Here is a 19,532-nt window from a genome sequence, read left to right on the forward strand (position 1 = left end):
ACTTCTTGTTTTGAACAAAATTCAAAGATTCATTTCCATTTCTAACAATCCTCCAAAGTTTAACAATGGTTAGCGTTAAAATTTAAAGATTTTCTTTCCCTCCCTTCATTTCATAATAGATTTCGCAAAATTTCAATAACCAACCTATTCCAGGTCTATAAAACGCATAGTTATGAAAAGATCTATTTTCATTTTAACCGCTCTTTTATTTTCATTCACACAAAGCTTCGCGCAGATTGGCGGAATCGAAGAATCCGTAAATGATGTTTCCGATACTATACGGACCATCTTCCCTATTATTCTCGGAGTTATCTTTCTTATTGGATTTCTCTTTAATGCTGGGCATTTCTTTGGAGAGAACGCAGACCTAAAAAAAGGGATTACCCGAGTTTTGGTATTCGTCCTGATCGCGGGAGCCGTGGTCGGAATTTTTACTTATTTAATCGGAATTGTGGTATAATGAAACAATACGAGCCCTATAGAAACATCAGGAAAAGGGCGGTCATTTTTGGGCTGCCCATATCCCTGTTTGCCCTAATGATGATCTCAGTAGTGGCTTCGCTCTTGGTCATTATTTTCTCTTTCAGTTTCGGTATAATCGTCGGAGCAATAGTATTGAATATAGGCCTGTATATCGCGCTTATAAGGATTACAAACAATCCACAACTGTTCCATTTCTCAAAACCTTTTCCTCAGATTATCAGCAATAAGAAACCCACACTTTTCAATTATGAAGAAGATTAACGTGGCCGCATATCACCCAATAGTGGATATTCAAGAGAATGTCATTTTTGCCAATAATGGCAATGTGGTTTTGTGTTACGCGGGCAATCTTCCAGAAATATATTCCCTCTCCGAAAAAGATTTCGAGGATATTCACGGGGCTTGGTTTCAGGCCATTAAATCCTTGCCTACTGGATGCGTTGTTCACAAACAGGATATTTATCTAAAAAGAAACTTTTACTCAGAAAATCTACCTAACAAAACCTTTTTGGAAAAAGCCACACACAAGCATTTTAAGGGACGGGAATATATGAAGCACAAATGTTATCTGTTTTTCATTCTTACCAAAAACAAAGCGCTAAACAATTCAAAATATATCAACCCCTTTAAAAAGGTGACAAAAACAATTGTCCCGGAAATGGACGATACTATTCACAGTTTTCTTGGTGCCGTTAGTGATTCGGTTTCCTTTATAAACAACAGTCGAAAAATGGAATTCACTCCTTTGGATTCAAAGGAAATCCAAAGTATGACAAATGGCTTTTTCAATGGTTTCAATGAAGGGTTTGATACTGATATAATTTTAGAGAAAAGGGAATTGAATATTGGAGAAAACTATTTCGATGCTCTTGCCGTAAACAGTGAGCTCTGCTTTGGCGAAAATGTACAGAGCAGCAAGACCAATGAACATTTTACTTCAGACGATTTTGTGTTTCATCAAGGGTTTATCGATGGACTTGGACTTACGCTGAATGAAAACCATATTGTAAACCAAATTATGTATCTGGATGACAAACAGAAGTGGCGAAAGATCCTCGACAAGAAGATCGAAGAACTCAACAAAAGCTCCAATTTTGGATCGCAAAATAAAGTGGTTTTAAAGAAGATCCAATATATACAGGACCAAATAAATTCCGATGACAATGCGCGGGTAATCCGGGGACATCTCAATATTATTTATTGGGATAAGGAGATGAAAAATCTTGAAAAAATCAGTTCCAAGATAAAGACTGAATTTAAGGAATTGGACATTATTCCTTACTATCCCCGTGGCGAGGAACGTAAAAATTATATCCTGAATAGCTTTTGCTGCTTTTCTTCCAACTTTTCAAATGACGATCTGTATGTAACGGATTTAAAACATTCGCTATGCCTATTGATCAACAACACCAATTATAAATCGGATACAACGGGAGTAATATTCAACGATAGGGAACATAACATTCCTGTCCTTAAAGATGTCTGGGATGACAAAAAGAAACGCATCAAGGCCAGAAACTTCGCAATCTTCGCGCCTACTGGGGAAGGAAAATCCTTTTTAGCCAACAATATCTTGCGTCAATATTTTGAAAGCGGAGTTCGTCTTGTTATTATAGATTTGGGCGGCTCATACACCAAGTTTGCAAAACTTTATCCCGAGCAATACACCGTGCTCCGCTATGAAAGTGGAAAAAACCTTGGTATAAACCCCTTTTATATAAGTGACCTTAAAGACTTGACCCCTGAACGTTTGGAGGATCTTTCCGTATTCCTTTTTGAATTGTTCGCATCAGATTTAAAAGTTACCAAAGCGCAATCGGTATCCGTTAAGAAAATCCTACGCCATTATTATAAGCAAATCAAGACCAATCATTCACTTAGCAGTTTTTATGCTTTTATTGAGTCCAATCAGGATTCACTTTTAAAGAAATTGAAAATACATTCCGATTATTTCAACATTACCAATTTCCTGCACATTATGTCCGAGTATGTTGGGGATGGACTGTACAGTTTCCTCTTTGAGGTAAGTGAGGACCAAACCTATAAAATTGAGGACAAAAGATTGATTGTTTTTGAACTGGATGAAGTGAAGGACAATAAAGAAATTCTTTCCGTAATGCTGAAACTTATAAAATCGGCGATCCAAAGAACCATTTGGAAGAACCGTGCTGAAAAAGGTGTCATTTTGTTCGATGAGTTTGCAAAGCAGCTCAAGTTTGAAAATGTATTGGAGAGCGTGGAATTCTATTACCAGGCTATCCGAAAACAGAATGGAGCTATTGGTATCATCCTACAATCCATCAACCAACTTCCAAATAATTCAACATCCGCAAGTATTCTGGAGAACACACAGGTCATTTACAGCCTTCACAATGAAAAAGGATATGACGAGCTGCAGAAAAGGTTGCACCTCTCCAGCCACGATTTAAATCAGCTGAAATCAATCAAAAACAATCTTTCGGGGCCACGCAAGTACACGGAAATGTTTATAAAAATCGGAAGGGAAAGCAACATTTTTCGTTTGGAAGTTCCCAAAGAAGTTTATGCAGCTTACTTAACGGACGGGGCTGAAAATGAAGAAATAATGAAGCTTTATGAAAAGCATCAAAATATGGAAAAAGCAATCACTGAATATACATCCTAAAAACAGAAATTATGAAGTCAAAAATTTTAATTCTCGCAATGGCACTATTGTTCAGCCTAAATATCAAGGCCCAAGGAATGCCCGTTTATGACAACACAAACTTTATCAGTTTGATTAAACAGTTATTGGAGTCTGGAAAGCAGACGTCCAATCTTATGAAAACGGTCAAATTCTTAAAAACCCAGAAAGAAAACCTTGAAAAGGTAAACGATGTGATCAAACAGCTGAAGGCAGTTCAAGAAATCAACCGGGACAACCAACGTTTGATTGACATTGTAAATGAGGATTTACGAGATATATTGAACTCCCCTTTTATAAAACCTGACGAGATTACCCGTATCTCAGATTCCTTCAACGCTATAATCGATACCTCTTTGGACAATCTTGACTTTATAGATCAGATCCTCTCCAGCGATTATATGAAAATGAGCGATGCCGAAAGAGCCTCGATTTTGAAAGCAAAGGAAGTCCAAACAAAGGAAATGGTTGCCGAAATCACAAAAAAGACTGAGCGCTATCGGGATATTATTTCCTTTAGGAAAATGCAGGACAAGATAAATAACCGGGAAACAGCCTACTAAAATGACCGGCGCAATCTCATTGGGGATAGGTCTGGAATACGTTGACACGATTTACCAGACCATACAGAACAGCGACTTTTCGCAATACACAATTGGCGGAATGAAAACGCTCGCGGTGCTGTTCTTTCTGATCAACATTCTCAAAAAATACAATGAGGGTGCGGTAGATAAGGATGGATACACTTGGGGACTTAGTCCTGGCGAACTAATCAAAAATTTTATGATCGTCATCCTCGTCATTTTCTCAACGCAGGTATTGGGGTTCTTTGATGGCATATTGGTGGCCATTGAATCCCAATATCGCAACACGGCTCCTGCCTTACTTCCTTTACAATTGCAGGATATTCCACTGGAGGAGGATGTAGGGGCAATGGATATGTTCAAAAAGGCTATGGCCTTGTTGTATGATGCACTGGTTACTCCCTTGTATGGATTTAAGATTTTTGCATTTATCATCGGACTCTTTCTATGGATATTAGACCTATTCATCTACCCATTATTTTTGGCAGAACGATTTTTCCTTTTGGGAATTATGCGTGCCTTCTTCCCGCTTGTAATCAGCTTGGCGGTTTTTGAGAAATTCCGCACCCTTGCCTATAACTATTTCAAGCTTTATGCGGCAGTCTATATGTTGGTGCCGGCCTTCTTTCTGGTCAATGTTTTTATCAATGCGATCTACACGGAAATCAACACCAACTTTTGGGTAAACCTTTTTGGCACCGATGTGGGCAATAAAGTTTTTGCGCCCGTTGTAGAACTCGGCTCCATAGGATTTATTGTATTTCTAAAATTCAAGCTCTATAGACGTGCCACCACATTCACCTCGAGACTTTTTACAGCTTAAACGGATTTAATAATGAAAACACCCTATAAAAATATCTATAAGGTCCTAAAGACAAATCGGTTTATCGTAATTGCCGTTGTGGCTTTTTCCTTTCTGTCCAGCATCATTTCCGTTTGGTCTGTGTTCAATATCAATAATAAGGCATTGAACAATGCTTTCGCAATCAATACTGACGGATCTGTAATTCCCTTAAAATGGGTTGCACAAAAAGAAAATTTAAAAGTTGAAGCCTTGGCACATCTCGAACTGTTCCATTCCTATTTCTACAATATAGATGCGAGCAACTACGAAAAGAATTTGGAGAAAGCTTTGTGGCTTGGAAACAGCTCTGTCGATAATCTGTATCGACAAAAGAAAGCCGATGGCGTATATAACAGATTGCTCCAATATTCACTGGTTCAAAAAGTTATCAGCATTGAATCCCAATTGGACCTGCAGAGCAATCCTTATAAATTTCAGACCAAAACAATTTTTGAAATCAATCGCGGTACCGTGGTGGATCGGTATGAATTGATCTCCACAGGAAGGCTGATTGTCGTGGACCGAAACTTTCCCAAGAATACACACGGTCTTTTGATCACTGATTATTTTGAAAAATCACTTAAAAAACTTACAAATGAAAATTGAAAAGAATAAAATAGTTTTTGGTTCCGTCCTCGCCATTGTGGTAGTATTCATTATCGCCTACACCATATCAGTGATGTCGGGGGATGAATCCGAAAGCGAAAGTTTGACACAGACCGCCGTGCCGGAACTGGATGAAAACCAGAAAGAGTACAAGTCAAAACTGGAAGCAATTGATGCCCTAAAGGAAGTGAGGGAAACAAATGCCCCGAGTATCTATGACGAAAAGAACATCGATTCCCTTGGTTTCTACGATCCTGATTTTATGGACAAGGAAAAAGTGAGAATTGTGGATAGTATTTACAAACACAACAGGATCAACTATTCAAAAGACACCTACGTGGTTCCCGAAAGGTATCGAAGGAAACCAAAAGTGAACGAGGATACCCTAACGGCCAAGAAAGATGAAGCCATTGCACTAAAGGAATTGGGCCTGGAGCACCAATTGTTTTTTGCGTCGGATCCAATGGCCAATCCCAAGATGGACATTGCCAATACCGATGCGGAAATATTTGTGGAAGTTGACGGAAACCAAGTTGTAAAAACTAATTATCGATTGCGGATGCGCCTGTTAAAGGATGCATTGATAAATGGAGTGAAAGTTCCAAAGAACACACCCGTTTTCGGTTTTATTAGCTTCAAACCAAACCGTGCCCTGATTGAAATTGAGAACATTAATCATCGTCCCGTAAAACTAAAAGCCTTTGACCTCCAGGACGGAAGTGAAGGGATTTATGTGGAAAACAGTTTCCGTGCTGATGTGAGCCGCGAGGTCGTGGATGACATTGTGGGAGACATCAATATAGCAGGGGTTCCACAGGTTAGTGGAATCCAAAAAGTATTTCGTAAGAACCAAAGAACGGTCAAGGTTACCGTGACCAATAATTACAAACTCATTCTAAAACCAGCGTTATGAAAAATTCAATTTTATTGGGAAGTTTATTCCTTGCCAGCTTCTTTATGGAGGCCCAAAACACGGCCCCGCTCGACACCATCTTTGCCAACGACCAAAAGAACGTTGCGCTCTTTTTCCCAAATCCTATTCGACAAGGAATTACGGGTGCGGACAACTTTGTTTTCACGTATAATCGAGAAAAAGAACAATTCTTTGGATTGCTTCAGGCCAAGCCTGGAAAGGCAAGTAATTTGCTCGTAATCAATACAAATGGCTCAATTTTTTCGTATATTGTTAGCTATAGGGAGCAACTGGAAAAGCTGAATTATTTTGTTCCACAGTCCGAGAGTATCGGTTTTGAACAACCAAAATTTACAGAGGGTTCTGATTCTACTAATATTGCCAATCTGTTCACGGACAAAACATTTTACTACGAAAGGTTTTGCTCTTATCTGTTGACCAGAAAACAAAGAATTGGGAGTATCCAAAAACGTAAAAACGGTATTATTCTCAGTTTGGAAAACATAGTTTTTGATAAGGAAGAACTTTATTTCGTAATTAAAATTCAAAACAAATCTTCCTTAGATTACGATTTGAACTTCTTGGATATTTCGACCCAAACCAGAAAACAGGGAAAAAAGAAATCATTACAGCGAATTTCACAGTTTCCTAATTTTAAATATGATGTTCCTACGAAGGTTGCCGAGAAACAAATAAAAAGGATGGTTTATGTTCTTCCCAAGTTTTCATTGAGCAATGACAAAATGGTAGTTTTGAAACTGAATGAAAAAAATGGAGAACGAAATATAAAATTGAAAGTCTCAAATAAATATATCAATAACCCAAATTGAAACTTATATGAAAAATTTAGCGTTAATACTTCTGCTACTTGTTGGTGCAGCTTGCTCCCAACAAAACCTGTCCCCTACTGAAACCGCCAAAATTGTTGTGGAAAGCTTTTATAGTAAAGACAATCAGAAATTGAAAGAATACACAACTGTTGAAAGCTATGAATCATTCTTGGCAATACAGGATATAATGACCGCAAACACTTCCGGAAAATCAAACTTTAAAGTATTGCAGGAAAAAGTTGATGGAGATATTGCTTGGGTCCAGTTTTCTACTTCGTTTGAGGAGAAACCTGAGACTTTTAAGCTTGTAAAGGAAAATGGACAATGGAAGGTTACGGAAAAAGATTTAAAGGAAAAGGACCATTTTGAGATAAAAGATTAGTGCTTAATCTCGTTAGCCAACCAAATTCCATATTTTTTCCAAAGCTCGTACATTACTAGCCATTCTGATATCCAAGGAATTATATCAACAAAATTTAATTCTAGATGTTGTGGTAAATCTTTTGGGTAATAAAGACAAAGACTATTTCCAGGATATAAATGCGGTGTCGTTCCGAATTTAATTTTACTATCGTTCAAAATAAATACCCTTTCTTTTCTACCAGTGTCGTTAATATCATAACTAACAAGTATTTCATATTCTTTTTTGCAGCCTTTAGGTTTAATTTTGCCCTTGCCCAAAAGTTTGCCGTCTTTAACTACAGTTTGTAACCAAGGAAAGTTTTTATCAACATATTCCTTTTGAATGTATGGCGCAATATAATTCTTTGAAAATATTGTATGTTGTCTTGGACGAATGTCTATTTCCACACTCCCATAATTACGGTTGGGTTTACTTTTATATCCGTGGGTTTCAGTAATATTCCCGCCCCCATCTACATAATTATTTCCCGATAAAATAATAAGACCAGCTTTTTCAAGAGTGTTTGATTTTGTTGATGCCAAACTCTCCAGTTGTGCTTTTAAAATAGTCTTTGTTCTTGTACTACCGAATAAATCCTCTGCCACACCAAAATCACCATTTTTTAGACGCTCCCAATTTTCCTTAAAACTTCTTGCAAATGTAATAAACTGAATATAGTACTCATTATCTTTATCCCATTTCTCTGTAAAATCTTCGTCTTCATTCACAGGGTTTAAAACCTTGATTCTGTTATAAACACCACTACTTTCGTATAACATCTCATAGGCACTATATCTCCTTAAAATTTTATTTAGAACGTTATCAATGGTTTCATAAATAGACGCTTCACCATCGTAAAATTGCCCAAAAATCGTTGTAAGAACTATACTGGAAGTTCGATATTTTGGTTTATTTGCAAAAAAGATATCCCGATAACGTTTTGTGAGTTGCACAGAGCGTTTCAATGGCTCTTTGTCATAATAGTCCTCATTTGGCAAATCTTCTTGTTCTGCTTTTGCTTCGGAAAGGGCAATATATCCACTAAATGCTTTCTTCAATAAAGTTTCTCGAACGTTTTCTGCTCTGTCCAAAAACCATTTTGAGTATCCTTTTGGGAATGATGAAGTCCAAGATGCCAGTTCTCTGTCGGGAACCATCAATTTATCTTCTGTTTCAATGATTATACAACCGGGAAGTATATCGAGGTGAAAATCACCCTCGTAGTTTATTCTCGCACATCGATTTTTTTCAATTAGCTTTGGTTTGTAAAGTTGGTTGTTTTTGAATACCCGGATGAGATGATTATAAATCTCTGATGAAGTATAAATATGGTATGACTCTCTGATTTGGACTACTATATCCAAATCAAATTCATCTTGGCCAATGGGTTTTGTAGTCGTACCTATCGCTTTTGAACCTTGTGGATATACCACAAAGTCCACTTTGGAAAAAAATATTGGATCTGCCTTTAATACATCATAAATTGCATTGTAAGCGGATTCCATTCTTTTGGAACGTGATTCATCAAGTTCAAGCGATTCAGCGAGTCTTGCAAGTAAGTCTTCTCTTTGAAAACCGTGGTTGTATAAATATTCTTGAAAATTCATTTATATTGTAAATTTGGCGTGTTGTCCTATTTTAAGTTTGTGATTGTTAAAGCATTCTTTTTCAATTTCATCTTTAGTTACGAATGCGTATTTTTTGGTAAATCTGTTTGCATCCAATAAATTATTGAACTGGTTAAGTTGATCTTGGTTGAGTTCAATCTGAAAAATATCGTATATCAACGTATGATATGTCTCATCGCTAAACCTATTCTGTTTATTGAGAATATTCTCGTGAGTACCAAGATATTCAGCCCGTATGGTTTTAAAGTTTTCCGGCTTTAAAATTTTGGTTTCAACCAATTCTTCAAAAAATTCTCTCCACACACCAATTTCTCTATCTTTTCTTGACTTAAACCACTGTATAATATTGGGAATATGTTTTGCCCTTACAAAAAAGCGCAAGTCCTTCGGATTCTTGATGTCTGATTTTGGATAAGCTTCCCATTCTTTATAAGTATCCTTATTGCCAACCAATTTATATACGCCTCCAACAGGTTGGTACTGATTAATTTTAGAACCTTTCACTAAAAAATATAGCTCATTTCCCTGTATTTTTATCCGAAGCAAATAGCTCAATGACACATACACTTTTTTGTTTGGAATTAAGAGAGAACATTTTAAGGCTATCCAAAAATATTTGCCTTGACATTTTATGGTTTCGTAAATCCCCATCAAGCAGGCCGTAATAATTGCAATTGCAAATGCTACCAAAATTTCCTTATGAAAATCTGTTACTGGATTAAGGAAAAAATACCTATAAATTAAGTAGCCGATTGCTAAACAAAAACCGACGACGTAACCAAAAAATCTTTTTAATTCACTACTCATCCCTTGCCATCACTTTTAAGGCAATTGCACCTGCCAGAATAAGAAAACCGGTCGTCACTTGACTACTTTCTGCTTTACCGAACTGAACCCAATTTGCAAAGTGTTCACAGTTAAAATTTAACAAACTGTACCTGTTACCTAATTTAGAATAAGCCCTATGAATTGCTAATTGCCGTTGAAATATTGTTCCATTGAACGGCCTAACGCCTATTGGTTCATAATCTTGTAGTAATCTCATTAATTCGTGATGATGCAATTCTTTTACTCCATCAATAAGATTACCAATAAATCGGTTATCTCCAACATACACTATGTAATGATTAAGAATTCTACCGAATCCAGTACGTTTTTTAGCAATAATTACATCCCCTGGCGAAAGACCAGAGAGATTATATAATGTATTTATCATATTTTATTTTTCTTTTCTGACCCCTTTAAACTTTCCGCCAGTTGTTTTCACGTCCATAAATTGACCGTTTTCGCCATTTCTTTTTACGTACAAGTTTGTTTTTGGGTTAAGGACTTGTGACCTTTGTTTTACAGCTCCTTTTCGAGCATTGTCTCCCATTGGTTTATTTTTTGCCATCTTAAAATTTGTTAAAAATTATTATTAGTTTTACGCGAGCGTGTTACTACCCTTAATACGCTCAACCGTTCCCAACGCTTTTGCGTACAGTTAATGAACCAACTAAATGTCTGACTGGACTATACTTAAAGATGAAGAAACCCTACAATTGACTGAACTTTATCAGGATAAAGGTAATCCCGATTCTTTACGGGAAAACGCATTTCACGCTTTATGTCATAGATTTAAGAAAGATGTGTTGAACAAATGCGAAATCACTTCTAAAAGATTTGGTCACGACATTACGGTCGCTGAATTAGTTGCCACCGCTACATTCTCTTCATATGCAAAAAAGGGGGACTTCCAAATAAATAAGGCAAGGAAAAAAAATGTGGATGATGCTTTTAAAAATTATTTATATAAAATTGCGAGAAATGAGTTTACAAACTATTATCGTCAACAGCAACGGAAAATTAACAATCCTTATGACGGGTCAGAAGAAATTGTAACTGAATTGCCTAATCTAAAGGGTGTGCAACTCAATATGGAACAGGCTATTATCATCAAAGCAATAGAATCACTAACCCCAGCCCAAAGAACTGTTTATTTAACTTACACCAAGTATGAGAAGTTAGGATTTAATCTTCCTAAAAAACTTCGTGAAGAACTCCGCGCTCATTTAGGTGGAATTGAACAATCCACTATTCGTACTTATAAAAAGGAAGCGCTTGAAAAGATTAAAAGTTATAAGGAAGTAATGAAATTAACTCAAGAATTATCTGATGGAAAAGTCTAAAATAGATGAAATACTAGGTTCTTTAGGTTTTGGTTTACCTGAAAATAAAATTGAAATAAAAGCATTTGACGAAAGTTTTAGAAATTATCAGTTTGAGGCAGACGAAACTAAAATTAATTCAGAAGAGATTCTAAAAAATTTACGGCCTAAAATAAAACCTACTAATATTGATTTTCATCGTAGAACAGTTTTAGCCGCTGAAATTGTATTTAAACTTCATAAAGAAAACACTTTAGGACATCTTAAACTCCAAAAGTTAATATACCTATGCCAGCATTCAACACAAATGAATCTGCATACGAATTTTCTCAAACAGGCAATGGGCCCTTATGACAATCGATTGATGCGGTCATTGGATAAAAAATTTAGAGAAAATCAGTGGTTTACTTTTTCCTCAAACGACTACCTTAAGTATCAGCCGTTAGAAAAAGTTGGTGGTCATAGAGAATGGTATGAACGTTATTTTTCAAACGAGCTTTCTGACATCGATTTTATTATTGAAAAATTTAGAAAATTTAGAACTAGAAATGTAGAGTTAATCGCTACAGTTTTTGCTTGTTGGAAAGAAATTATAGAAGAAAAACAACTTCTCAATGATGACATTTTAATAAAGAAATTTTATGCTTGGCATCCAGATAAATCCAAATATCAAAGACAGGAAATACTTGATACTATAGATTGGATGAATAATGAAGGATTTTATCCCTCAAGTAATTAAGATTTATCTTCCACATTTACCTGCCAATATCCGCGAGTTCCACCTATGCGTTCTATATATCCAGCTTCTTTTAGATTATTTAGGTGCTTTTGAATAGCAGATTCATTTATATGAAGAACCTCTGCAATTCCAGAACGACTTATCCTATTATCTACGTATATAAGTTTTAGTATTTGCTTTTGTCTTTGTGTTAATTCAGAATTAGCATCTATTGCTTTTTCAGTTTCCTTATTTATTTGACCACCTTTTTGACCACCCATTTGACCACCTATTTCATTACCATCAGCATCATCTTTATTAACAGCAGTTTCTTTTGCCATAAAAGTCATTCGAAGAAAATTTTCGCTAAAGCTAAAACTTTCCTTTCCATAGTGTTCCAAGATGCGAGGTATGCCAGAACCCAGCTGTTCCACCAATTCCAAATCTTTAAAAACACGCATCAGTTCCTTATTCCGCGGAACGGAAAAGCCTTCAAAAAATTCCTGTTTGCTCAAACCTTCCGGTAAACCACCAGCAGATGTAATCTCAATTCGGTCTGAAAAGATTTCGAACTTTGGGGTAATTTCATTTGTATAGTCATTATGCACAAAGGCATTGATGATGGCCTCGCGTAAGGCAATGGGATTCCAAAGATTGTTCTGTTTTCGTTCTTTGGATGTAATTTTAGTATTGGTTCTATTTTCTACGGCAATCTTATCGATGACTTGCTTCGTTGCTTTTACCAAACTTTCGTGTCCATATTCGTTGCTTTCTATGAGATCAGCACGATTGGCACCTGAATATTTGGCAACTTTTATAGAGGTATTGTTTTTGTCCGCCAATAAATAGGCTGCATAATTGTATAAACCATCTTCAGTAAGCAATTCCAGATTTTTCGCAAAATTATTACCAAGATTATAACCCGATTCCTGATAGTATATCTTTAATTGACTAAAGGTTAAATCTTGCCTATTTGCCTTGATTTTACTTATGGAATTACGGGTTCGGCTGGCAAAAAGCTCATCAATCATCTTTTGGGGCATAGGTTCTGCGGCAGACCCTAAACGGATAAAACATCCCTTTTCACTCATCCCATATTTTTTGAGATGATAGGGCTTTTCCGGGCCACTGGCGACAATGACTTTGAGGATGTCCTTTCCTTCCCTAACTTCACTCACGATGTCGAACAGCCCCATTGCAGAAGGACGAATGTTGTTTTTTAACCTGTCTTTTATTTTGAGTTGGCCTCCATCAGCATCCGCCAATCCGTAAGTGTTTCCATTTTTATCGACACCAATGTATACAATACCGCCTTCACGATAGTTCAGGAAAGCAACGACCTCTTTTTCAAGACCATCGGACAATTCTCGTTTGTATTCTATTCGGTTGGTTTCTGGCATATAAATTTGAATTCCTTTTCTACCCGAAATTTTAAAAGCATTTGGATAAAGATATTAATTTTTGAAGATTGATCTCGCTTCTCTATAAACCCGTTCAAAGTTTTCTTCCAAATCCGCATCAGTATAATTATTTCTTTTGATAGGTAATCGTCTTTCTATTTTGGAAAGCTTGAATTGGACCTTTTTATCCTCTCCATCCGCAAAGGTTATAAACTCTCCCTGTTTAAGCCTAAAAAACACATCGGCTCTAATCTTTGACACCTCACGTTCCCCAGTAGTGATTCGGGTATCAAAATTGAGGTTATGTCCTCGGTTCACACTTGTGGTTTCCTTTTTGACTATTTCAAAGAAACGTTCGTAATATTTGGCAGTGTCCGGGTCGTTTACCTTTCCGAAGAATTGATAGGACAAATTGCTTAAGATTGCCTTGCTCGCCTTGTCGCCATACATCATATCATTCTGGATTTTGTCCTGCATTACGTAAATGGTCGCAATATCATAACTGCGCAATGTTGCAGGGATGCGGTGCATATTGAGCAATCGAATTGTGGGTGCTTCCTCCATCAACAGGAATGATGGTTTTGAATTCCGCACACTCATTTGTTTTGTTATCGTATGAATTATGGTTGCGATAATTGGCGAATAGGCCGTTTCATATTTTGGATTATTCACAACTGCTATTACGGTAGGCTTATCTTGGCTATTGATATTGAGCGGTACATCATCAGCGGAAAGCACCATAAAAATACGTTTGGTGCTTATCTTTTTAAGCGCATTGGCCAACGTGCTTTTAACCCCCGCGGTCTGTCTATCCGATTCCTTGCCACTGATAAAAGCGTCTGCCATTGCTCTGGACGTTGTATTTGAATTTAAAAATGCGGTTAGACTATCCGTGTCCAATAGCTGGTAAATGGCAATCAGATGTGGTAATGTGCAGTATTGGGGATAGGATGTACTCAGTTTCCAAATCAATCCTCCTATAAGTCCTTCTGCAGCATCATTGAAGAATTTACTCGTTCCCGTACTGCCAGATTCTTTCTGCTCCAATAGGTTTTCGATAAGCACCCTTGCTACTTCATTCACACTTTCCTCATCCTGCATATATTGGGGCGCAATGGGGTTCACACGGTCAAAAATCTCATCAAAGGAGATGATCCGAAATTCTATCTGCTTTTTTTCAAACAATGGATATGCCATTTCGGTAATTTCAAAGTGCTTGTAATCGTGGATCAAGCCACAAAATGAGTGGGAACTGAAATGTGATAAAAAGTTGTAAACCACACTTTCCGTCTTCCCACTTCCAGCAGATCCAATGACGGAAGCTCCACGTTTGATATTGTTGATTTTAAACGGCCTTCCCTTTGTCTTAAAATGAACCTGGTATTTATCATGCAGGTTCCGTGATTGATTGCCTTTGTGAAGAAATACATAGCATACCGTATTTATCAAAAGTAGCGGACAAAATAAGGTAAGTAGATAAAATATGAAGTCTGAATTCGTTTCAAAATAAAACAATATTGCAAAGCAGCTAATCAGTAGTACGACATTTATAAAAAAAGCAAATCGTGTCAGTTTAAACAGCGCATAGAAAAAAAAGCTTATACCAACAATCAATGTTATTATTACTGTTAAACTTGGTGTACCCATAACTCTAAATTCCTATTGAACCCGATTTAATGGCCACTTCAACCCCCCTTTTTAAATATCGAATGGTTTTCAATGCAACTTGAACCTTATTGGTGGGAAGGCTTGCAATGGGCACACCCGATTTCCCAAGAATCTTAAAGGCTATGACTTTTTGGCTTGCTGGCAGACCCAATAAAACTGAAAAATACAGCTTTGGATTTTTGATAAAATCCTTTTTCGATTGATAGGATTCGGCATAGTTACGTTTATAACCAAAAGTGGCATCGAAAGTTTTTTCAGCTTTGGCAAAAAATGAGTCCCTATCGAAGCCACGCTTTACCATTTTTCCATTCATCATTACTTCTGATGATCTATATTTACTTCCCGGTGAAAGGCTCACGGAATTGGAAGTATCCTTCCGACTGACTATGATGTGAATGTGGCTTTGGTTTCCCTCTTTCTGCATTCCCTGGACGATCCGTTTCCCATTTTGTTGGTGTGGCGCGCTGGCCTCAAGTTTAGCTATTTCTGATTTTAATTGTTTGATATTTCCAGTGAGCTGGCCGTTTTCTATCTTCCATAGCTCCTTTTTTAATTTAAGTATTTTGGTCGCGAAGGGTTGGTTCTCCCTCACCTGCCTATCCGTTCCCTTAAAGGTTCTTTGGTGTTCAATCTTCGCGAAGTATTTTATGTCATCAACGGTAATCGGTTTCCCATTTATCTCACGATTGAAGGAACTGGCGTAATCTTTCATTATGGCTCTGGTATATCGTTTCAAGTCCTCACTGCTATTCTGCAATTTTCTCAACTCATACTTACTTGGATTTATGGTAATCGAATAAAATTTGGGTTCCACTTTTTTGAGTTTTGCCGTATTGTTATCAATCTCTTTGATGACGTTTTCTGCACTGATTTCATCGCCATATTGATTGAAGAAATGTTCCATTCCTGCTTGTCCGTCAGGCAGGTCATCCTTTTCCAAACCTTGGTTTTCCTTCTCCAGATACTCTACAAATTCCGCAGCACTTTGTGCATAGGTCTTACCCAATTTCTGGGCTGTTATTGTGATATACATTTATAATGGTTTTATAGTTCGTTATTGGTATGTTTCTTCTCTTGGAATCGTATTTCATTCTTTCTAATCGGAATCTCCTTTTCCAAAATGAGTGGCTTCTTGGTAGGTTCCAATTCTTCAAAAAGCGATTGCATCATTGCGACCGTAGGCTTGGTTTGGTTCTTTTCTATGTGCTTCATAATGGCAATGACCCCATTGATCCTTTTCTTTATCAAAGCTTCCAATGTCTGCATTTTAGGCCCGATGGATTCATTTGGCGAAATCCCGTTATCCTCAAAAAAGTCAAGCATCAGAAGCAAGGCCATTGACTGGGATTTGGACATTTTTTTGCAAAACCGTCTGAATTTAACAGCCACGATCGTCTTGATTTTCAAGGTCTCAAACCGTTCTTTTTCATATCCTTTATCCATTCTTTTTAGTAAAAAAATTTCCTGTTTTATTGCGCCGACGTGTGTTTTTAGTAAAAAATAATCCCGAAATCCAAATATTCGAAAAGGAATCAATTTCAACGGCTTGATTTTTAATTGTTTGCAAAACCACAAATATCGAAACATCGCGCCAGCGTGTTACCCTCTTGCTATTCCTTTTCGTCCAGCTCGCAGGACCAAAAAAAATACCATTACCTCTGAATGTAATGGCTTATTTACTGACTGAAATGAGATTTGAATTTTTTAAGATTTTAAAAATGAAATTTTGTAAGTATTACCAAAGAAGAAATAGAATTATTGAGAAAAATGGAATCCGCTTAAAAACAAAGACCCTTGAAAATTCAAAGGTCTTGTGCTTTTTTCGTTTTTAAGATTTAAATGACAAATACAACATCATAGCTGTAAAGATTTCGCTGTGCTTCCTCTTCCAGCATCGTATCAAAATCAATGTGATTTTCATCGGCGTACCTTCGGATATCATCCCCAAACCGTTCCTCGATTTCCTTTTTGGAGTTTTCAAGAAGTTGGTTTTGGGTCTCCTCGTTCAAGTTTGAATAATTAAGATAAATCATAGCTTACATTTTAAAATCTTAATATTCACTTGGCAACAAGAGCGTGTTATCGATAAAATAAAGCCGGAGTTCATCCAATGGAAAATCCGTTGCCCTGTATTTATGGGTTTCCAAAATAGTTCCATTTCCATCGCCATAAGTGATGGTCGCCTCGCAACCCATTTTTTGCTGTTCCTCTTCCGGTAACCTTTTAAAATCAATGGTTATAAAATAGCTTTTCTTTAGTAAACTTTTAGCAATTATAGAAGTATCCGTGACCAACCAAAAACATTCAGCGGCTTCCACCAAATACTTAATTCCGTTGGTAAATCGGGTGCGTGTCAGTGGGATTTGATAGAACATATCCGTTCCAGAAAAATGTTGCAATCCCTGTTTTATTTCGTTAACTTGTGCTTTACTCATTCGCGAGTATTTATTTTGGTATTCGTGAATCTGTGATTTCATTGTTGAATTTTTTTAGAAGTTAATAATGAATAAGAGGGCGCTACTTTCGACGGGAACGCCCTCTTAAATTTTACCGCTGTTATTCAGCGTTTGTGTTGTCCTTGGTTCCGAGCAACAGGATTTCATCTGCTACCACTTCGGTAACATATCTTTTCTCCCCTTTTTCGGTCTCATAGGATCGGGAGGTCAATTTGCCCTCAATGGCAACTTCCTTTCCCTTGCCCACGTATTTCTCAACGATTTCGGCAATCTTGCCCCAGGCAACAATATTGTGCCATTGGGTATTCTGCTCTTTCTCGCCATTGGAATTCTTATAGAACTCATTGGTTGCAAGTGAAAAATTTGCGACTTTCCTGCCGCTCTCAAGGGTCTTGGTCTCGGGGGCATTGCCCACGTTCCCGATCAGATGTACTTTGTTTCTAAGTGTACTCATGATTGAAAAATTAAAGATTGATTAAAATTCCGTCCGAACCCTTCGGACGGTTAGCGTTTATTTTTTTTTAAGTGATTTACTTATTATATCCAGAGCGTTTTCCTTTTTTTGTTTTTTTAACTTTGTTCCCGCTTCCCTTTTATTGATTTTGTAAGATTCCATAATTTTCGTTTTAGATTTACTTCCCATAGAGCCGTCGCTGTTACCTTTTTTTGTTGCCGGTACATTTTCAATATTTGGAATTAATAAGGACTTATAAAAGGGAGCCCGCGACCGGTTATGCAGTCCGTTTAACTTCCAAATGTTGGTTCTTTGCCATCAAAAAAAGGTAGGGACAGTGGCGGCATGGGAAGTTTTCTAAAGAATGTATGTGAAATACAAAACCAAGGGAAGTGGGAACAAATGCAAAGTATGGAAATTCCGAATAGGCGGACTCAGTTCCCGATTTGTGGCTGGAATGTAGCCTTCCCTCCCAGCCTGCGGGAGGGTCAGCGCAATGGAGGGCAAAAATTGGGGACGGTGTCCAAGATAATTGTAGTGAAGCTCTTTTCCCGGAATGGAGCCTTCGCGGAATGTAGGGGAATGGGCTGAACGGCAAATAGAAATGGCTAATTTAAAAAGCGTGTGCAGAACGGACTGAATTCATTAGAAATAAACGGAAAAAGTTGAATCATCTCGCCGCTTGGAGCCAAAGGAAATAAATTCTGCGGGAGACCAATAACCCCAGTAATATTATCCATTGTTCACCATAGCAATATTTAAAATTGTATCACCTACTTCCTCATTCATTAATTGCTTCTATAATTTTTTATTTCATATTGTTTTTAAATTAACTTTAATAATAGTCAAAAGACGACAAAAGTAAATCAGAAAAAAATGTGGGATAATTCCTTAAATTAATTAATAAAAACAATCAAATGTTAAGGAATTTAACATTTAAAACAATATATTTAAGCCCAAAAAGTAAATATGTCTCTTAAATCGAAGACCCGCATTTTAATATTAATTGGTTGTATAATTTTAAGTGTGGGATTCAATATGGATCCTATACAAAAAAAAGTTATTCGGACAAAAGAATACGATATTCATTTTTATGTCTCCCTAAAAGATAGGATAACAAAAAAAGATAAGGAGTATTTCTGGTACAAAACCGGCGAAATACACAATTCTTTTGGTGGTGCAGCTGGGGAACTTTTACATCTTGGATATGTAAAATACTATGCGGGCAATAATCTTGCTGAAAAGGGAGAGTTCGAATACGGACTGAAGACCGGCATTTGGAAAAGATGGTATTCAAATGGTTCACTTATGGAAGAAAGCAGATGGGTAGACGGGGAAAAATATGGCCCTTATCATTATTATAATGAAAATGGTGAACTTATGACCCAAGGGAAGTATCGGAACAATATTAAAACGGATATCTGGATTGACATAAAATCAAAAGACACTACCTGGTATAGAAATGGTGAGCCGTTCAAAGATCATCCTCGCGTTGTAAGAAAACGTTTGGACTCTATAAATGGCAAAGAAAGTCTCCTAAAACGGATTTTTGGTAAAAGGGATAGTACAATCGTTGGAAAAAAAGAGGGCTTTTTCGGGAGGATATTTAAGAAAAAAGATAGCGCAAAGAATTCGAAACTTACACCTGATCCAAAAGAAAAGAAAAATAAGAATACTTCCATATTAAAAAGAATTTTTGGAAAAAAGGAAAGGGCTACGGACAAAAATAATTAGGT

Annotated in this window: 24 protein-coding genes; 13 read left to right on the forward strand and 11 right to left on the reverse strand. The window is 36.9% G+C overall.

What is annotated here, in order from left to right:
* Positions 1 to 172: 172 nt before the first annotated feature.
* From JK629_RS14310 to JK629_RS14350, 9 genes are read left to right on the forward strand one after another with little or no spacing between them, the layout of a single operon-like run.
* Complete coding sequence (locus JK629_RS14310; protein ID WP_202336282.1) at positions 173 to 460, forward strand: hypothetical protein; 288 nt, start codon at positions 173 to 175, stop codon at positions 458 to 460.
* On the forward strand, positions 460 to 744 hold the full coding sequence (locus JK629_RS14315; RefSeq protein WP_202336283.1) for a hypothetical protein: 285 nt from the start codon (positions 460 to 462) through the stop codon (positions 742 to 744). The genes JK629_RS14310 and JK629_RS14315 overlap by 1 nt, the downstream gene beginning before the upstream one ends.
* Complete coding sequence (locus JK629_RS14320) at positions 731 to 3,127, forward strand: TraG family conjugative transposon ATPase (RefSeq protein ID WP_202336284.1); 2,397 nt, start codon at positions 731 to 733, stop codon at positions 3,125 to 3,127. The genes JK629_RS14315 and JK629_RS14320 overlap by 14 nt, the downstream gene beginning before the upstream one ends.
* 11 nt (positions 3,128 to 3,138) lie before the next feature.
* Positions 3,139 to 3,708 (forward strand): conjugal transfer protein, encoded by a 570-nt coding sequence (locus JK629_RS14325; protein ID WP_202336285.1) that lies wholly within the window; start codon positions 3,139 to 3,141, stop codon positions 3,706 to 3,708.
* A 1-nt stretch (position 3,709) separates the two neighbouring features.
* Positions 3,710 to 4,552, forward strand: coding sequence for a hypothetical protein (locus JK629_RS14330; protein ID WP_202336286.1), 843 nt, complete (start codon positions 3,710 to 3,712; stop codon positions 4,550 to 4,552).
* A 12-nt stretch (positions 4,553 to 4,564) separates the two neighbouring features.
* On the forward strand, positions 4,565 to 5,179 hold the full coding sequence (locus JK629_RS14335) for a conjugal transfer protein TraK (protein ID WP_202336287.1): 615 nt from the start codon (positions 4,565 to 4,567) through the stop codon (positions 5,177 to 5,179).
* Positions 5,169 to 6,092 (forward strand): conjugative transposon protein TraM, encoded by a 924-nt coding sequence (gene traM, locus JK629_RS14340; RefSeq protein ID WP_202336288.1) that lies wholly within the window; start codon positions 5,169 to 5,171, stop codon positions 6,090 to 6,092. The genes JK629_RS14335 and traM overlap by 11 nt, the downstream gene beginning before the upstream one ends.
* Positions 6,089 to 6,922, forward strand: a complete 834-nt coding sequence (locus tag JK629_RS14345; protein WP_202336289.1) for a DUF4138 domain-containing protein — start codon at positions 6,089 to 6,091, stop codon at positions 6,920 to 6,922. Before traM ends, JK629_RS14345 begins: the two co-directional genes overlap by 4 nt.
* A gap of 7 nt (positions 6,923 to 6,929) precedes the next feature.
* Positions 6,930 to 7,304, forward strand: coding sequence for a DUF4878 domain-containing protein (locus tag JK629_RS14350; protein WP_202336290.1), 375 nt, complete (start codon positions 6,930 to 6,932; stop codon positions 7,302 to 7,304).
* On the opposite strand, the gene JK629_RS14355 is transcribed toward JK629_RS14350, so the two are convergent.
* The 4 genes from JK629_RS14355 to JK629_RS14370 are packed head-to-tail and all read right to left on the reverse strand — an operon-like array spanning position 7,301 to position 10,346.
* Entirely contained in the window at positions 7,301 to 8,932 is a 1,632-nt protein-coding gene (locus tag JK629_RS14355) for a nucleotidyltransferase domain-containing protein (RefSeq protein WP_202336291.1), read from the reverse strand. The two genes, JK629_RS14350 and JK629_RS14355, sit on opposite strands and share 4 nt — an antisense overlap.
* On the reverse strand, positions 8,933 to 9,760 hold the full coding sequence (locus JK629_RS14360) for an SMODS-associated NUDIX domain-containing protein (RefSeq protein WP_202336292.1): 828 nt from the start codon (positions 9,758 to 9,760) through the stop codon (positions 8,933 to 8,935).
* Positions 9,753 to 10,169, reverse strand: a complete 417-nt coding sequence (locus JK629_RS14365; protein ID WP_202336293.1) for a lecithin retinol acyltransferase family protein — start codon at positions 10,167 to 10,169, stop codon at positions 9,753 to 9,755. Before JK629_RS14365 ends, JK629_RS14360 begins: the two co-directional genes overlap by 8 nt.
* A 3-nt stretch (positions 10,170 to 10,172) precedes the next feature.
* Positions 10,173 to 10,346 carry a hypothetical protein gene (locus JK629_RS14370; protein ID WP_202336294.1) on the reverse strand — a complete coding sequence of 58 codons (174 nt, stop codon included), beginning with the start codon at positions 10,344 to 10,346 and terminating at the stop codon, positions 10,173 to 10,175.
* 106 nt (positions 10,347 to 10,452) lie between these two features.
* Here JK629_RS14370 and JK629_RS14375 point away from each other — a divergent pair, with 106 nt between their 5' ends.
* The gene (locus JK629_RS14375) at positions 10,453 to 11,121 is read left to right on the forward strand and encodes a sigma-70 family RNA polymerase sigma factor (protein WP_202336295.1); all 669 of its coding nucleotides are present in this window, start codon (positions 10,453 to 10,455) and stop codon (positions 11,119 to 11,121) included.
* Complete coding sequence (locus JK629_RS14380; protein ID WP_202336296.1) at positions 11,108 to 11,839, forward strand: hypothetical protein; 732 nt, start codon at positions 11,108 to 11,110, stop codon at positions 11,837 to 11,839. Before JK629_RS14375 ends, JK629_RS14380 begins: the two co-directional genes overlap by 14 nt.
* On the opposite strand, the gene JK629_RS14385 is transcribed toward JK629_RS14380, so the two are convergent.
* From JK629_RS14385 to JK629_RS14415, 7 genes are all read right to left on the reverse strand, one after another.
* The gene (locus tag JK629_RS14385) at positions 11,836 to 13,218 is read right to left on the reverse strand and encodes an RNA-binding domain-containing protein (RefSeq protein WP_202336297.1); all 1,383 of its coding nucleotides are present in this window, start codon (positions 13,216 to 13,218) and stop codon (positions 11,836 to 11,838) included. The two genes, JK629_RS14380 and JK629_RS14385, sit on opposite strands and share 4 nt — an antisense overlap.
* A gap of 54 nt (positions 13,219 to 13,272) precedes the next feature.
* Positions 13,273 to 14,865: a type IV secretory system conjugative DNA transfer family protein gene (locus JK629_RS14390; protein WP_202336298.1), complete on the reverse strand. Its 1,593-nt coding sequence runs from the start codon at positions 14,863 to 14,865 to the stop codon at positions 13,273 to 13,275.
* Between the two features lie 4 nt (positions 14,866 to 14,869).
* Positions 14,870 to 15,919: a MobB family relaxase gene (mobB, locus tag JK629_RS14395; protein ID WP_202336299.1), complete on the reverse strand. Its 1,050-nt coding sequence runs from the start codon at positions 15,917 to 15,919 to the stop codon at positions 14,870 to 14,872.
* An 11-nt stretch (positions 15,920 to 15,930) separates the two neighbouring features.
* On the reverse strand, positions 15,931 to 16,329 hold the full coding sequence (locus tag JK629_RS14400; protein WP_202336300.1) for a BfmA/BtgA family mobilization protein: 399 nt from the start codon (positions 16,327 to 16,329) through the stop codon (positions 15,931 to 15,933).
* A gap of 392 nt (positions 16,330 to 16,721) precedes the next feature.
* Positions 16,722 to 16,919: a hypothetical protein gene (locus JK629_RS14405; protein ID WP_202336301.1), complete on the reverse strand. Its 198-nt coding sequence runs from the start codon at positions 16,917 to 16,919 to the stop codon at positions 16,722 to 16,724.
* A gap of 18 nt (positions 16,920 to 16,937) precedes the next feature.
* Positions 16,938 to 17,363, reverse strand: a complete 426-nt coding sequence (locus JK629_RS14410) for a DUF6876 family protein (RefSeq protein WP_225626055.1) — start codon at positions 17,361 to 17,363, stop codon at positions 16,938 to 16,940.
* Positions 17,364 to 17,442: 79 nt separating this feature from the next.
* Entirely contained in the window at positions 17,443 to 17,796 is a 354-nt protein-coding gene (locus JK629_RS14415) for a single-stranded DNA-binding protein (RefSeq protein WP_202336302.1), read from the reverse strand.
* Between the two features lie 312 nt (positions 17,797 to 18,108).
* Between JK629_RS14415 and JK629_RS14420 the strand changes: the two genes are divergently transcribed.
* Positions 18,109 to 18,387, forward strand: coding sequence for a hypothetical protein (locus JK629_RS14420; RefSeq protein WP_202336303.1), 279 nt, complete (start codon positions 18,109 to 18,111; stop codon positions 18,385 to 18,387).
* 447 nt (positions 18,388 to 18,834) lie between these two features.
* Positions 18,835 to 19,530, forward strand: coding sequence for a toxin-antitoxin system YwqK family antitoxin (locus tag JK629_RS14425; RefSeq protein WP_202336304.1), 696 nt, complete (start codon positions 18,835 to 18,837; stop codon positions 19,528 to 19,530).
* The last annotated feature ends 2 nt before the right edge of the window (positions 19,531 to 19,532 follow it).

The sequence above is a fragment of the Aequorivita iocasae genome (assembly GCF_016757735.1).
GTDB lineage: Bacteria > Bacteroidota > Bacteroidia > Flavobacteriales > Flavobacteriaceae > Aequorivita > Aequorivita iocasae.